Annotated in this window: 13 protein-coding genes; 6 read left to right on the forward strand and 7 right to left on the reverse strand. The window is 74.6% G+C overall.

Annotated elements, in window-relative coordinates; translation table 11 throughout:
- Positions 1–528: 528 nt before the first annotated feature.
- Positions 529–1479, reverse strand: coding sequence for an EamA family transporter (locus AB0F62_RS34165; protein ID WP_361808505.1), 951 nt, complete (start codon positions 1477–1479; stop codon positions 529–531).
- A gap of 73 nt (positions 1480–1552) precedes the next feature.
- On the opposite strand from AB0F62_RS34165, the gene AB0F62_RS34170 reads away from it, so the two are divergent.
- On the forward strand, positions 1553–2473 hold the full coding sequence (locus AB0F62_RS34170; RefSeq protein ID WP_361808508.1) for a LysR family transcriptional regulator: 921 nt from the start codon (positions 1553–1555) through the stop codon (positions 2471–2473).
- 291 nt (positions 2474–2764) lie between these two features.
- Here the strand turns inward: AB0F62_RS34170 and AB0F62_RS34175 are convergent, their stop codons facing one another.
- The 5 genes from AB0F62_RS34175 to AB0F62_RS34195 all read right to left on the reverse strand — a co-directional run bounded on the left by AB0F62_RS34175 (position 2765) and on the right by AB0F62_RS34195 (position 9179).
- Positions 2765–3682 (reverse strand): DMT family transporter, encoded by a 918-nt coding sequence (locus AB0F62_RS34175; protein ID WP_361808511.1) that lies wholly within the window; start codon positions 3680–3682, stop codon positions 2765–2767.
- A 44-nt stretch (positions 3683–3726) separates the two neighbouring features.
- The gene (locus AB0F62_RS34180; protein WP_361808592.1) at positions 3727–5793 is read right to left on the reverse strand and encodes an FUSC family protein; all 2067 of its coding nucleotides are present in this window, start codon (positions 5791–5793) and stop codon (positions 3727–3729) included.
- Positions 5794–6233: 440 nt separating this feature from the next.
- Positions 6234–6908 carry a L,D-transpeptidase family protein gene (locus tag AB0F62_RS34185; protein ID WP_361808595.1) on the reverse strand — a complete coding sequence of 225 codons (675 nt, stop codon included), beginning with the start codon at positions 6906–6908 and terminating at the stop codon, positions 6234–6236.
- A 29-nt stretch (positions 6909–6937) separates the two neighbouring features.
- Positions 6938–7426, reverse strand: a complete 489-nt coding sequence (locus AB0F62_RS34190) for a glutathione peroxidase (protein WP_361808514.1) — start codon at positions 7424–7426, stop codon at positions 6938–6940.
- Positions 7427–7538: 112 nt separating this feature from the next.
- A complete protein-coding gene (locus tag AB0F62_RS34195) occupies positions 7539–9179 on the reverse strand; it encodes an ABC-F family ATP-binding cassette domain-containing protein (protein WP_361808517.1) in 1641 nt (546 codons plus the stop codon).
- A gap of 99 nt (positions 9180–9278) precedes the next feature.
- On the opposite strand from AB0F62_RS34195, the gene ddaH reads away from it, so the two are divergent.
- The 4 genes from ddaH (at position 9279) to AB0F62_RS34215 (ending at position 12649) form a co-directional block, all read left to right on the forward strand.
- Positions 9279–10055, forward strand: coding sequence for a dimethylargininase (gene ddaH, locus AB0F62_RS34200; protein WP_361808520.1), 777 nt, complete (start codon positions 9279–9281; stop codon positions 10053–10055).
- 89 nt (positions 10056–10144) lie between these two features.
- Positions 10145–11110: an acyl-ACP desaturase gene (locus AB0F62_RS34205; RefSeq protein WP_361808524.1), complete on the forward strand. Its 966-nt coding sequence runs from the start codon at positions 10145–10147 to the stop codon at positions 11108–11110.
- Positions 11111–11242: 132 nt separating this feature from the next.
- Positions 11243–11944: a CPCC family cysteine-rich protein gene (locus AB0F62_RS34210; RefSeq protein WP_361808527.1), complete on the forward strand. Its 702-nt coding sequence runs from the start codon at positions 11243–11245 to the stop codon at positions 11942–11944.
- Between the two features lie 69 nt (positions 11945–12013).
- Positions 12014–12649, forward strand: a complete 636-nt coding sequence (locus tag AB0F62_RS34215) for an HAD-IB family phosphatase (protein ID WP_361808598.1) — start codon at positions 12014–12016, stop codon at positions 12647–12649.
- A 9-nt stretch (positions 12650–12658) separates the two neighbouring features.
- Here AB0F62_RS34215 and AB0F62_RS34220 read toward each other — a convergent pair whose 3' ends face one another.
- A complete protein-coding gene (locus AB0F62_RS34220; protein WP_361808530.1) occupies positions 12659–13621 on the reverse strand; it encodes an AEC family transporter in 963 nt (320 codons plus the stop codon).
- Between the two features lie 199 nt (positions 13622–13820).
- Here AB0F62_RS34220 and AB0F62_RS34225 point away from each other — a divergent pair, with 199 nt between their 5' ends.
- On the forward strand, positions 13821–14618 hold the full coding sequence (locus tag AB0F62_RS34225; protein WP_361808533.1) for a TIGR03084 family metal-binding protein: 798 nt from the start codon (positions 13821–13823) through the stop codon (positions 14616–14618).
- Positions 14619–14638 lie beyond the last annotated feature (20 nt).

Genomic DNA, 14638 nt, shown 5'->3' on the forward strand with positions numbered 1-14638 from the left:
TCCCGGGGCGCAGCCGCGGTGGCGCCTGGAGAACCACGGCCGGACACCCGGCCGGACCCACCACACCGGCCGGCAGGGGCGGTCCGGTGCCGGCACTCGAAGGCGTTCCGGGCCGCCTTCGGCGGTCCGCCGGGCTTCCCGGGGCGCAGCCGCGGTGGCGCCTGGAGAACCACGGCCGGACACCCGGCCGGACCCACCACACCGGCCGGCAGGGGCGGTCCGGTGCCGGCAGGCGAACCGCCGGCCGGTCGGGTCACGGCTGCGAGGCACCCGGGCCGGACCGGCGCCGCCCCGCGGAAGGCGCGATCGCCGGTGGCGGGCATGGTGCCCCGTACCGGCGGCGGAACGGCGGCTCGCGCTTTCCGGCGCGGGCCGAAGCCTGAACAGCGGGACGCACCCCGCGACGGCCTCGGGGAGCATGTGCGCCCCGGCCTGACCCCGCTGCGCGGCATCGTGGCCTCGGGCCCGGACCACGGCCGCCCGCGCTCCCGCCCGGGACGCTCGTGCGGCCCCGACGGGCCCCTGGCGTCAGGGCGCCGGAGCGGCCGGAGCCTGGGCCCGGGCGGGGGCGGCGGGTTCGCCTCGGCTGACCTCGCGGGTGTCGCGGCCCGCCGCGCGCTTCTCGCCGCGGGCCGCGCCGATGCCCGCGACGACGACCAGCGCGGTGCCCGCCGCCTGCAGGACGGTCGGGACCTGGGAGACCAGCACCATCGCGGCGAGCAGGCTCACCGCGGGCTCCATGCCCGCGAGCGTGCCGTAGGCGGTCTTCCCGATCCGCTGCAGGGCCTTCATCTCCAGCAGGAAGGGCACCAGCGGCATCAGGACGGCGATGCCCGCCACCGCCGCGATGACCGTCCCGCTTCCGCCCGACACCACTCCCGGGGCGCCGAAGGGCGCCGTGAACACCGTGGCGACGCCGAGGGAGACGGCGAGGCCGTGCTGCGCGGAGAACCGGCTGCCCACGTGCTGGGTGCCGATCACGTACAGCGCCCAGCAGGCGCCGGAGGCGATGCCGAAGAGCACGCCCGCGCCATCGGCACCGCTCTGCCAGGGCGACGTGAGGCAGAGGACGCCGGCCGCCGCGAGGAGCAGCCAGGCGAGCTCGCGGCGCTGCCGCAGGGAGGCGACGGCGACGGCGAGCGGGCCGAGGAACTCCAGCGCCGTCGCGGTGCCCAGTGGGATGCGGTAGGCGGCCTCCGAGAAGAGCAGCATCATGCCGCCGCTGACGGCTCCGAGCAGGACGACGGCCGCCAGGTCGCGGCGCGGAGCGGCGCGCAGAGCGGGCCACAGTGAGCGACCGGTGAAGGCGAGCAGGAGCAGCGCGGCGAAGCCGACGCGCAGCCAGGTCGTGCCGGCCGGGCCGATGTCGTCGAAGAGCTCCGTCGTCAGGGCACTGCCGGTGTGCAGCACCGTCATCGCGGCCAGGATCAGCACCGCGCCGGGTATGCGGCGGGACGTAAAAGTATGCGGCTCGGACACGGATCCCATTGCACACGGCACCCGTTGTTTCTGTCCACGAGTCATTGGCGGACGCATTGTTTACCATCGGTGGATGATCGAGGGGACCGACCACCTTCCCGACCTCGGCCGGCTGCGCCTGCTGGTCGAGCTGAGCCGTCTGGGCACGATGGCCGCCGTCGCCGAGCGCACCGGCTACGGCACCTCGGCGGTCTCCAAGCACCTCGCCGTCCTGGAGCAGGAGGTCGGCACCCGGCTGCTCACCCCGGTGGGCCGCCGGGTGCGGCTCACCCCGGCCGGCGAACGCCTGGTCGGGCACGCCGTGGGCATCCTGGCAGCGGTCGAGGAGGCCCGCGCCGAGCTGCGCGGGGAGTCCGGCCCGGCCGGCCGGGTACGGCTGGCCAGTTTCGTCAGCGCCGTCGAACCGACGGTCGTGCCCGCGCTCGGCCGGCTGCGCGAGGAGCACCCCGGCATCGAGGTGCAGCTGTACGAGCACGAGCCGGAGCAGACGCTCGCGCTGCTGCTCTCCGGGGACGTGGACCTCGGCATCGTCTACGACTACAGCCTGGTGCCGCGCGCCGTGCCGGACGGCCTCAGCGCCCGGCACTTCGCCACGCAGCCGATGCTGCTCCTGCTGCCCGCCGGGCACCCCGGCGACCCGGGGCCGGGCGGGCCGGTGCCGCTGTCCGGGCTGAGCAGGCTGTCCGAGGCGGGGTGGATCACCAATTCGCGCGGGAGCGACGACGACGAACTGGTGCAGCGCGTGTGCGCGCTGGCCGGGTTCACGCCGCGCATCGTCCACCGGGTCGACAGCCTGCACCTGGTGAACCTGTTGACCGGGGCCGGGCTCGGTGTCGCGCTGCTCGCCGAGTCGGGGGTGGAGCGGCAGCGCGCGGACGTGCTGACCCGTCCGCTGGACCCGCTGGTCGGCACCCGGCGGCACTTCCTGGTGGCGCGCGCCGGACAGTGGTCCTGGCCGCCGATCGCGACGGTCGCCCGGCTGCTCGCCGGGTGAGCGCGCCGGGCCACCAGGGGCCGCGGTCCCCGGGGACGCGACCGCGGCAAGGCTCCGGGAGGCCCGGCCGACCGCAGAAGGCGGCCCGGAACGCCGACACGTCCCGCGACGGCGGCCCGGCGGCGACGCGTCCCGGGCGCGGCGCGGGCCCTGCGCGGGCCCTGCGCGGGGACCGCGCCTCCTCGCGACCCGGACAGCGCTCGGCACCTCCGCCGCCTCCGGCCTGTCACGCCGGGGCCCTTGCCGACGGTGCGGCGGGGCCGTGGTCAGGGGCGGCAGCGGGTCAAGGGGTCAGCGGACGATTCCGACGGGTTCCTCGCCGGTGCCGCCGACGCCGGCCGCGTCCTTCCGGGACGGGCCGTGCCCGCACGGCATCGCCGGATGCCGGCCGAGCAGCACGACGCCGGCGGCGATCGCGGCGAGCCCGGCCGCCTCCCAGGCCAGCGCGCCCGGCGTGACCCGCACCCGGTCGCCGAGGAAGCCGACGCCGCAGGCGATCCCGGCCAGTGGCTGGGCGGCGGTCAGCGCGGGAAGCGACATGCGCAGCGGAGCCGTCTCGAAGGCGCTCTGCACGAGCATCAGACCGGTCAGCCCGATCACGGCGACGGCGTACGGCTGCCAGTGCACGAGGAGCGCCGTCACGCCCTCGTCCTCGGCCACCTGGCCCGAGATCCGGGTGAGGGCGTCCTGCAGGCCGTACAGCAGCCCCGCCGCCAGGGCGAGCACGGTGGCCTCCGGAGACGGGCGCAGCCGCCGCGCGCAGGCGACCAGGAGCAGCGCCAGGCCGACGACGATGCCGACGACCAGCCAGTGGCGCAGTGCCCCGGCGGGCGGTCCGCCGCCCGAGGGTCTGCCGGCCACGATGAACGCCGTCACCCCTAGCGCCAGCAGGCCCACGCCGGACCAGCCGTGCCACCCGAGTCTCTGACCGGTGAGGCGGCGCGAGAGCGCCATCGCGAAGAGCAGGTTGGTCGCGGTCAGCGGTTCGACGAGGGAGACCTCGCCCTGGGTCAGCGCGAGGGCGCTGAGCACCATGCCGCAGATCATCAGGAACACGCCGAGCAGCCACTGCGGCATGCGCATGAGGTCCAGCAGCAGCCGGAAGGAGAGGAAGTCGGACAGCGGAGCGCGCTGGGCGGCGAGCTGCTGGAGGACGAATCCGAGCCCCAGACAGCAAGCGGCCCCCACCCCGAGCAGGAATACGGCCACCTCGTCAACCTCCCGGTGTCGCCGACTGGCCCGACCTTAGTCCCTCATGTGTCTTGATCGCGACGATTGTCCGCCCGGAAGTCCCGGCTTCCGGACGGTGCGGTGGCGACGGGGCGCGGTGTGCCGCGCCCGCCCCGCGCGGGCGCCGGCAGGCCCGCCACGATGGCCCGGATGAAGTGCAGTTCCGCGACGACGTCCGCGAGCGTCTCGCACTCCGGGGCGACGGGAAGCTCCGGAGGGCCGTCGGCGGGCGGCCGTCCGTCCAGGGCGTCGGCGAGCGCGGTCAGGGCGGCGACGACCTGCGCACCCTCACGGAGCGAAGGGCGCGGGGCCCCTTGCTCCATTCGGACGACGCAGGCGGTGGTCGCGTCCACGATCCGCTCGGTGGCGGCCACCACACGGAACCAGTCGCCGTTGGCGCCGTGCCGCGAGGGGAGCTCGGCGGCCACGGTCTCGGCGGCGACGCGGGCCTCGCCCAGGGCGCTGTACGCGGCCCGGCGCAGCACCCTGCGGTCCTCGGGGCGCCCGTCGGGGGGCGCGCTCAGGACGTGGTCCAGGTAGTCACGGGTACGCCGCTGCGCCACGGCCAGCAGATGGCCGACGCGCGCGGTGGGGTCGGTGATCCGTGGCAGGTGGCCGACGACGAGGACGATCGCGCAGGCGATCGCGGTGTCCAGGAGCCTGGAGACGGCGGCCTGGGTGTCACCGCCGGCCCAGACGAAGGCCAGCACCATGATCGTGACGGCGGAGGTCTGCAGGGCGAAGTGACGAGCCGCGAACGGCAGGAGCGCACCCGCCACGGAGGCGCAGACCGCGGTCCACCAGATACCGTCGCCGACGACCGCGGCCACCCCGGCGAAGACCAGCACGCCGAGCGCCGTGCCGAAACAGCGGTTGACGACCCGGGAGAACAGCGGGCCAATGTCCGGCTTCACCAGGAAGGCCGCCGTCAGGGGCAGCCAGTACCAGTGGTCCGCCCGCAGGGCCAGGGCCACGGCCGCGCTGGCGGTGACGCACACCGCGACCTTCAGTCCGTACTCGCGGCCCACGGGGCCCAGGACGCGGCGGCGCAGCATCGGCGCCGGGCGGCGGGCGGGGAGTGGCGCGGCGTCCTCGGGCCGGTCCGTGTCCGGGACCGTGCGGGCGAAGACGACGGCGGCGTGCAGCATCATCGCGTCGAAGGCGGCGCGGGCGGGAGTGGTCGACCCGGGCGCCGGGAGGGGGCCGGGCGGCGTTCCCGTGCGCAGGGCCGCCGCGAGCCGCCGCGGGCCGTCGCCGGTCCGGGGCGGCAGGGGGCGAGCCTCCCACAGCAGGGCCGTGGCGGCGTCGGTGAGCTCGGTGGCCACGCCGAATCGCTCCGCCAGCAGCAGTTCGTCCGGGCGTGCGGACATGTGCAGCAGACGCCGGCTGAGGCGGCGCAGCCGGACCGCCTCGTCGCCCCGGTCCAGGGCGGCGCTGAGCCGCCGCCGCGCGGCCTCCGCGCCGGGCCCGCCGACGGCGTCGAGAGCGTCGGCGAGGGCGTCGAAGATCCGCGCCAGCGAGGCGCGCTCGCCGTCCAGCGCGCCACCGGACGGACGCGGCGGGCGCAGCACGAGCCGCAGCAGCAGGAGGTAGCCCGCCCCGGCGAGGAACCACAGCGCCCGGTACCAGGGCGGGCCGGGCAGCGGCAGTCCCATCCCGATCACCATGGCGGCCAGCCCCTGCATCCCGGCCCGCGAGCAGACCGGGCCGATCACGCTGACCGCGCCGGACACCGCGCCCGCCGCGAACAGCACCGGCAGCCCCCACCACCCGCTCAGGGCCTGCTGCGTCGCGGCGCCCACCAGCACACCGAGCGAGGCGACGACGGCGGGCAGCCCGATGTGGACGACACCGGTCCTGCGGGTGCCGGGCAGATCGTTGAACCCGGCGAACAGCGCGCCGAGCCCGGCGAGCACCCCGATCTCGACCCGCCCCAGCGCGATCCCCAGGGCGAGCAGCGGTCCCGCGGCGAGCGCCCCCCGCAGCACCGCCGGCCAGGGCACCGGTCCCCGCTGCCAGCGCAGCGGATGGGCCAGCCAGGACGGCAGGTCGACGGGACGGCGGCCGGGGCCACAGAGCAGCACGGTCATCCTCACGGGACGAAAACGGTCTCGGCTGGGAAAAGACGCAGGCCAGGGAGGTGTCCGGCCGTCGCCTTCCCCCTCTCAGCGTATCGGCCGGCGGTGTCCGCGCCGCCCGTGCGGCCGGTGCGGCCGGTGCGGCGCGATGTCGTGGCCGCCCGTGATCCTCGAAGGCACCGCGGACCGCGGCACCCCCGCCGGACCGCGGGCGGGGGTGGCCCGGAGCCCTCGCGTCGGGTCGTCCGAGCGGCCCGCCGGGGCGAACGGCGCGGTACTCCGGCCGCCGCGGGGCCCGTGTGGCCACGGACGGCGGCCTCCTCGTGCGCACGGCATCCGCGGCACCGCCTCACGCGGATCGCAGAGGGCGCCCTACGCGGTCGGTGCCGGTGGGTCCGACCGGGGCGCCGGCCGTCCGCGGGCGGCCGGCGCCGGACTCCGCCGCGGCACGGTCAGTAGCGGGTGATCGCGGTCGCGCCCGCTTCCGTGCCGATCGCGATGTGCGGGCGGCGGTCCGGATCGGCCCAGGCCAGGACACGCCGCATGGCGCCGGCCGGGACCGAGACACAACCGGCCGTGGCGCCGCGGCCGTTCACGTGGAGGAAGATCCCGGCACCGCGCTCCCGCACCGGATGGCGGTAGTTGAAGCCGATGACGAGGGCGTGCGCGTACTGCTCCGCGTAGTCGGCGAGGTGCTCGGACTCGCCCGGGGCGCAGTCCTCGGGCAGGGGTTCGACCCAGCGGTTGTAGGAATCGGAGGCGTTGTCCTGGCACCACCAGGAGTCGTCGGTGACCGGCCGATAGCGCGTCGTCGTACCGGCGGGCGCCCGCTCGGTCCCGAAGCCGAACGGCAGGTCGTACAGGCCCGCCGGGGTGGTCGAGGTGTTCTGCACGCGGATGTCGCCCTCGGCCAGGCCGCCCGCGCCGAAGCGCGCGGCGGCGGAGCCCGCCAGGATCCAGCGGCCATCCCGGCGGTCCCACCAGCTCAGCGTCCCGGTGGTGGCGTCCGGGGCCGCGGCGACCGCGGTGATCAGCTGGGTGCCGGGGCCGGTGTCCGCCATGAGGTCCGGCAGCGGCGGCTGCGGCCACGGGGCCGCGGCCGCCGTGCCAGCCACGACGGCCGGCACGGCGAGGCGGGTCAGTACCGCGCGCAGGCTCAAGCCGGGAGCTGCGCCTCGATCGCGGCGGTGATCTCGTCGTCCTCGGGCTCGGTACGCGGCCGGAAGCGGCCCACGACCCGGCCGTCGGTGCCGACCAGGAACTTCTCGAAGTTCCACTGGACGTCGCCGGCCTGGCCCTCGGCGTCGGCGGTCTCGGTGAGCACCGCGTACAGCGGGTGCCGGTCGTCACCGTTGACGTCGGCCTTCTCGAAGAGCGGGAAGCTCACCCCGTACGTGGCGGAGCAGAAGGTGGCGATCTCCTCGGCCGTGCCCGGCTCCTGGCCCGCGAACTGGTTGCTGGGGAAGCCCAGCACGCTGAACCCGCGGTCGGCATACCGCTTCTGCAGCCGCTCCAGGCCCTCGTACTGCGGGGTCAGCCCGCACTTGGAGGCCACGTTGACGATCAGCAGGGCCTTCCCCTGGTGGTCGGCGAGGGAGGCGGGCTCACCGGTGAGGGTGCGCAGCGGGATGTCGTAGATGCTCACGTTCGATCTCCTCGTTTCAGGGCGCGGACGGACCACAGGTCGTCCATTCAACCCCGGTCACGGTGCCGATCTTCCCATGGGAGGGGGTCCTGGGCACGCTCTCGGAACCGTGTCAGTGCTCGGTGACGCGCCCCGCGTCGACACTGATGCGCCGGGTGGTGTGGACGGCCTCGAGCATCCGCCGGTCGTGGGTGACCAGCAGCAGGGTGCCGTCGTAGGAGGCGAGGGCCGACTCCAGTTGCTCGATGGCGGGCAGGTCGAGGTGGTTGGTGGGCTCGTCCAGGACGAGGAGGTTGACGCCGCGGCCCTGGAGGAGCGCGAGGGCGGCGCGGGTGCGCTCGCCCGGCGAGAGGGTGGCGGCGGGGCGCAGGACGTGGGCGGCCTTGAGACCGAACTTGGCGAGCAGGGTGCGGACGTCGGCGGGGCTCGTGTCGGGGACCTCGGCGCCGAAGGCGTCCAGCAGCGACTCGCCGCCGAGGAAGAGCTTGCGGGCCTGGTCGACCTCCCCGACGACGACCCCGGGACCCAGGTGGGACGCGCCCGCGTCCAGCGCGACGCGGCCGAGGAGGGCGGCCAGGAGGGTCGACTTGCCGGAGCCGTTGGCGCCGGTGATGGCCACCCGGTCGGCCCAGTCGATCTGCAGGTCGACCGGCCCGAGGGTAAAGCCGGAGCCGCGGCGTACCTCCGCGCCGCGCAGGGTGGCGACGACCGCACCGGCGCGGGGCGCGGCGGCGATCTCCATGCGCAGCTCCCACTCCTTGCGGGGCTCCTCGACGACGTCCAGGCGTTCGATCATGCGCTGCGTCTGGCGGGCCTTGGACGCCTGCTTCTCGGTGGACTCGGCGCGCAGCTTGCGGCCGATCTTGTCGTTGTCGCTCGCCTTGCGGCGGGCGTTGCGGACGCCGTGCTCCATCCAGTTGCGCTGCATGCGGGCACGGGCCTCGAGGCCGGCCTTGGTGTCGGCGTACTCCTCGTACTCCTCGCGCGCGTGGCGGCGGGCGGTCTCGCGCTCCTCCAGGTAGGAGGCGTATCCGCCGCCGTAGGTGTTGACCTGCTGCTGGGCCAGGTCGAGTTCGACAACCCGGTTGACGGTACGGGTGAGGAATTCGCGGTCGTGGCTGACCACGACGGTGCCCGCCTTCAGGCCCTTGACGAAGGTCTCCAGGCGCTCCAGGCCGTCCAGGTCGAGGTCGTTGGTGGGCTCGTCCAGGAGGAAGACGTCGTAACGGCTGAGCAGCAGGGACGCCAGGCCGGCGCGGGCGGCCTGGCCGCCGGAGAGAGCCGTCATCGGGAGGTCGAGACCGACGGTCAGCCCGAGCGCGTCGGTGATCTCCTCGGACCGCTCGTCGAGATCCGCGCCTCCGAGGGCGAGCCAGCGCTCCAAACCGTCGTTGTAGGCGTCGTCCGCGCCGGGCGTCCCGTCGACCAGCGCCTGGGTGGCGGCGTCGAGCGCGGCCTGGGCGGCGGCGACGCCGGTGCGCCGGGCCAGGAAGGCCCGTACCGTCTCGTCCGCCCGGCGTTCGGGCTCCTGCGGCAGGTGGCCGACGGTCGCGGTGGGCGGGCTCAGCCGCAGCTGGCCCTGCTCGGGGGCGCTGAGGCCCGCGAGCATCCGCAGCAGCGTCGACTTGCCGGCGCCATTGGCGCCGACGAGGCCGATGACGTCGCCCGGGGCGACGACGAGGTCGAGGCCGGAGAAGAGGACGCGGTCCCCGTGCCCGGCGGCGAGATCCTTGACGACAAGAGTGGCACTCATCAGGCTGCCGATGCTATCGCCCCGCCGGCCGGCGCCCGCGGCCCGCACGGGCTCCCGGGACGGCCCCCGGCCGTCCGCGACCCAGGGAGGGAACGCCCCATGCCGAGCCACAGGGCCCTCGTCCGCCGCCCGAGCCCCCGCCTCGCCGAGGGGCTGGTGACCCACATCGAGCGCTCCCCGGTCGACGCCGGTCTCGCCGCCCGCCAATGGGAGGGGTATGTGGCGGCCCTGCGCGCGCACGGCTGGGAGACGGTGGAGGTGCCGCCGGCGGACGACTGCCCGGACGGCGTCTTCGTGGAGGACGTCGTGGTCGTCTTCCGTGACGTCGCCCTGCTCACCCGGCCCGGTGCCGTGTCCCGGCGGCCGGAGACGACCGGGGCCGAGGAGGCGGTCGCGGCGCTGGGGCTGCCGGTCGTCCGGGTCCGCGAGCCGGGCACCCTGGACGGCGGTGACGTCCTCAAGGTCGGGGACACGGTGTACGTGGGCCGGGGCGGGCGCACGAACGCCGAGGGCGTCCGGCAGCTCCGGTCCGCCTTCGAGCCGCTCGGGGCGCGGGTGGTGGCCGTTCCCGTCACCAAGGTGCTGCATCTGAAGTCGGCGGTGACGGCGCTGCCCGACGGCACGGTGATCGGCCATCCCCCGCTGGTTGACGACCCGTCGGTCTTCCCCCGCTTCCTGCCGGTGCCGGAGGAGGCGGGGGCCCATGTGGTGCTGCTCGGGGGCGGGCGGCTGCTGATGGCGGCGAGCGCGCCGAGGACCGCGGAGCTGCTGGACACCATGGGATATGAGCCCGTATCAGTGGATATCAGCGAGTTCGAGAAGCTCGAGGGATGCGTGACCTGTCTGTCCGTTCGCCTGCGGAACCTGTACGCCTGACGGCGGGTTGCCTTTTCAGTGTCACCTAACCTACGGTTTCGTAACTTACGATTCCGTAAGCACTCTCCGCGAACAGCCAGGAGCCCAGCGTGACCATTGCCCCGTCCCAGAGTGCCGGTTCGGAAGCATGGAGTGACACCAGGCTGCTGTACGCCTTGGAAGAGGTGGTCGAGACCGAGATCAACCGCCACATAAAGGCGGCCAAGGAGTGGATGCCCCACGAGTACGTCCCGTGGAGTCAGGGCCGCGACTTCGACGGTGTGATGGGCGGAGACGCCTGGGCGCCGGAGCAGTCCAAGGTGACCGAGATCGGCCGGATATCGCTGGTGGTCAACCTGCTCACCGAGGACAACCTCCCCAGCTACCACCACGAGATCGCCACGCTCTTCGGCCGGGACGGCGCCTGGGGCACCTGGGTGCACCGCTGGACCGCGGAGGAGGGCCGGCACGCCATCGTCATGCGGGACTACCTGCTGACCACCCGCGCCGTGGACCCGGTGGAGCTGGAGCGGCTGCGCATGCACCACATGTCGGAGGGCTTCGAGTCCGACAACGCGCACAGCATGCTGCACTCGGTGGCGTACGTGGCCTTCCAGGAACTGGCCACCCGCATCTCGCACCGCAACACGGGCCGCGAGTCGGGCGACCCGGTGTGCGAGCGCATGCTGGCGCGCATCGCCACCGACGAGAACCTGCACATGGTCTTCTACCGCAACCTGCTGGCGGCGGCGCTGCAACTGGCGCCGGACCAGGCGATGCAGGCGATCCGGGACGTGGTCGTCGGCTTCCGGATGCCGGGGCACGGAATGCCCGGTTTCGAGCGCTCCGCGGCCCGGATCGCCATCGGCGGCATCTACAACCTCCGCATCCACCACGACGACGTGCTCCAGCCCGTGCTGCGGCACCTGAAGGTGCTGGAGGTGTGCGGGCTCGGCCCGGAGGGCCTGAAGGCCCAGGAGGAACTGGGCTTCTTCATGGGTGAGCTGGACAGCCAGGCCCGTAAGTTCGAGGAGCGCAGGGACGCCCTGCTGGCGCGGCGGGCCGCCCGCGCCTGACGGAGCCACGCGTGGCGGGGCGCCTCCCCCGGAGGCCCCCCGCCACGACGCCCCGGTCCAGGACATGCCGCGAGGGCGGCACCGGCGGACACCGCGTCGCCCCGCGGCGGCGCCCTCGGCCACACTGCACCGGTGGACACCCGCCGGCCTTGCCCTTGCTGCGGTCATCTCGTCTTCGACGTCGAGGACGGATGGCCCGGCTCGTATGCCATCTGCCCCGTGTGCTTCTGGGAGGACGACCGGGTGCGGTTGCGGTGGCCGTTCATGCCGGGCGGCGCCAACACTGTCTCGCTGGTCGAGGCCCAGGGGAACTTCCGCGCCTACGGGGCCTGCGACCAGCGCGGGAGGCGGTTCGCCCGGCCGCCGGCGGACGACGAGCCGCGGGACCGCGACTGGCGCCCGATAGACCCGGTCGCGGACGAGTTCGAGGGCTGGACCGGGGACACGCGTCGCCCCTGGCCCGACGACCTGTCGGTGCTCTGCTGGTGGCTGCCGTCCTTCTGGGGGTGCCCCGATGATCCGGAACCGGAAGTGCCCCGGCGCCTGGTGATCGACGTCGGTGCCGTCCGCAGCGAGCGGGACCTTCACGCCGTCCTGAAGCGCGAGCTCGGTTTCCCGCCCTTCTACGGCATGAACTGGGCCGCCTTCTGGGACGCCGTCACCGCACTGGTCCCGATGCCGGCCGAGCTGCACTTCAGCGGCTGGGCCGAACTCGAGCGCCACGCTCCCCGGGCGGCGGCCGAGCTGAGCCGCGCGCTGAGGCGATACGAGGGTGCCGCCCCGGGTTTCCGCGCCGCCTACGACCGGTGGTTCCGACCGTCCTCGAACCGGTGACCCACCGGGGAGGGGAGCGGGAGCCGATGACATGCTGGGTCCGTGTCCCCCTCCGGTCCCGCAGGCGCGGTGTTCTTCGACGTCGACGGCACCCTGGTGCCCGGCACGAGTTCGTCGGCCTTCCTGGCCGGTTTCCTGGGCCATCGGGAGGAGTTGACCGAGGCCGAGGACGCCTACGCCCGGGGCGCCCTGGACAACCGGCGGGTCTCCGAACTGGATGCCGCGGGGTGGGCGGGTGTGCCCGAGAAGCGGGTCGCCGGCTGGCTCGACGAGCTCCCGCTGATCGCGGGCATCGCGGAGACCGTCGCCTGGTGCCGGCGGCACGGGCTGGTGCCCTTCCTGGCGACCCTGGCGTGGTCTCCGGTCGGCGGCCACCTGAGCGAACGCTTCGGCTTCCACGCGTTCTGCGGACCTCGTCCGGAGACCGCCGGCGGCCGGTTCACGGGCCGGGTCGCCCGCCATTTCGACGAGTACGGCAAACGGGACTTCGCCCTCGCCCAGGCGCGCGGGCTGGGACTGGCTCCCGGTTCCTGCGCAGCCGTCGGCGACAGCCGCTCCGACCTGCCGCTGTTCGCATCCGTCGGGCTGAGCGTGGCGTTCAACGCCGGCACGGACGCCCGTGCGGCGGCGACCGTCGCGGTGGACGGCGGGGATCTGCGGGAGGTGATTCCCGCCCTGAGCCGCCTGGTCACCGGCGCCCGTTGACGGCGGGACTCAGGCGTGCGCGGGGCCCAGGGCCCAGGCCGCGGCGGAGAGCGTGGCCATCGAGAGCAGCGTGGAGAGCATGACCGCGTCCCGGGCGAGGGCGGTGCTCAGGTCGTACTGGCGGGCGTAGATGAAGACGTTCTGGGCGCTCGGCAGCGCCGAGAGGATCACCACCGCGAAGAGCTGCTGCGCCGGCAAGTGCAGGACGAGGCTGCCGACGGCGAACGCGGTCAGGGGCTGGACGAGGGTCTTGATGAGGACGGTGACCCCGATCTCCGCCCGGAACGCCGGACCCGTGGCGGCCGGGCGGCCGTGCAGCGACATGCCGAGGGTGATCAGTGCGGTCGGGACGCCCGCACCGCCCAGCAACTCGACGGAGTGCCCGAGCGCGGCGGGGAGCCGCCAGCCTGCCGCGGAGGCGGCGCAACCGAGTGCCGCACCCAGGATCACGGGGGTGCGCAGCGGCATCAGCAGCATGCGTGCGGCACCGCGACAGGGCCGCCTCGGCCCGGCGGCGGCGCCGGTACCGGCGTCGAGGACGGTCAGGATCACCGGGGTGACCAGCAGCACCTGGAAGAGCAGTACCGGGGCGACGAACGAGGCGTCGCCGAGGATCTGCGCCGCGACCGGGATGCCCAGGTTGGCGGAGTTGACGTAGCCGGCCGCCATGCCGCCGATCGCCTGGTCGGGCAGGCGCCGTCCGAAGAGCCAGCGGCTGACGGCGAACCCGAGCAGGCACGCCAGGGCCGTTCCGGCCGCGAAGGCGATCATGGACATGTTCGCGAAGGCGTCCAGCGGTGTTCCGGCGACCGTGGTGAAGAGGGCGGCCGGCATGGCGACATGGAAGACGAACCGCCCGAGGACGGATTCCGCCTGCTGCCCCAGCAGCCCGGTCCGGCCGACCGCGTAACCCGCCGCGCTGAGGGCCCATATGGGGACGAAACCCGAGAGAAGGGGTGGCAGGGTGTGCATGGAACCTCGGGTCGTCCGGTGGGCCGTGGGCGCGGCCCCGGGATCGCCGGGCGGCCCGATGCAGTCAATCAGGCGGCCTTCGGGCCGCCCCACCGGGGCCCCGGCGAAAAATCATGCAAGCACGCTTGATTGTTTCCGGCCGCGGTGCCAGCCTGTGACGCGCACGGCACCGCTGACGCTGCGTCATTCAGGGGGACCTTTGTCCGACCCGACACCCGTACTGGACGATCTGCGGGACGAGAGCGAGGGCCTGGACGCCCTGGTCGCCCCGCTCCCGGAGAGCGCCTGGGCGGCGCCGACGCCCGCCCCGGGCTGGACGATCGCCCACCAGATCGCCCATCTGGCCTGGACCGACCGCCAGTCCCTGCTGGCGGTCACCGACCCGGAGGGCTTCGGCTCCGTGGTGGAGAAGGCCGCCGCCGCGATCGACACCTTCGTCGACGAGGGCGCCGAGGAGGGCGCGGCACTGCCGCCCGCCGAACTGCAGGCACGCTGGCGCTCGGGACGGACCGCACTCCAGGAGGCCCTGCGGGCGCAGCCGGCCGGGACGCGCTTCCCCTGGTTCGGGCCGCCGATGAGCGCCGCGTCCATGGCCTCGGCCCGGCTCATGGAGAGCTGGGCGCACGGCGAGGACGTCGCGGACGCCCTCGGCGTACGGCGGGCGCCGACCGCGCGGCTGCGGCACGTGGCGCGGATCGCCGTACGGGCCCGCGACTACGCCTACTTCGTCAACGGGCTGACCCCGCCCGCCGAAGAGTTCCGGGTGGAGCTGTCGGCCCCCGACGGCACGCTGTGGGCGTACGGACCCGAGGACGCCGCGCAGCGCGTCACGGGCCCGGCGCTCGACCTGTGCCTGCTGGCGACCCGCCGCCGGCACCGCGCCGACCTGGCCGTGCACGCCGAGGGCGCCGACGCCGACCGCTGGCTGGACATCGCCCAGGCGTTCGCGGGACCGCCGGGCAAGGGCCGCGAGCCGCGTGAGGGAGGAACGGGGTGAACTCCGAGAACCGTACGACG

The sequence above is a fragment of the Streptomyces sp. NPDC026673 genome (genome assembly GCF_040638135.1).
Taxonomy (GTDB): Bacteria; Actinomycetota; Actinomycetes; order Streptomycetales; family Streptomycetaceae; genus Actinacidiphila.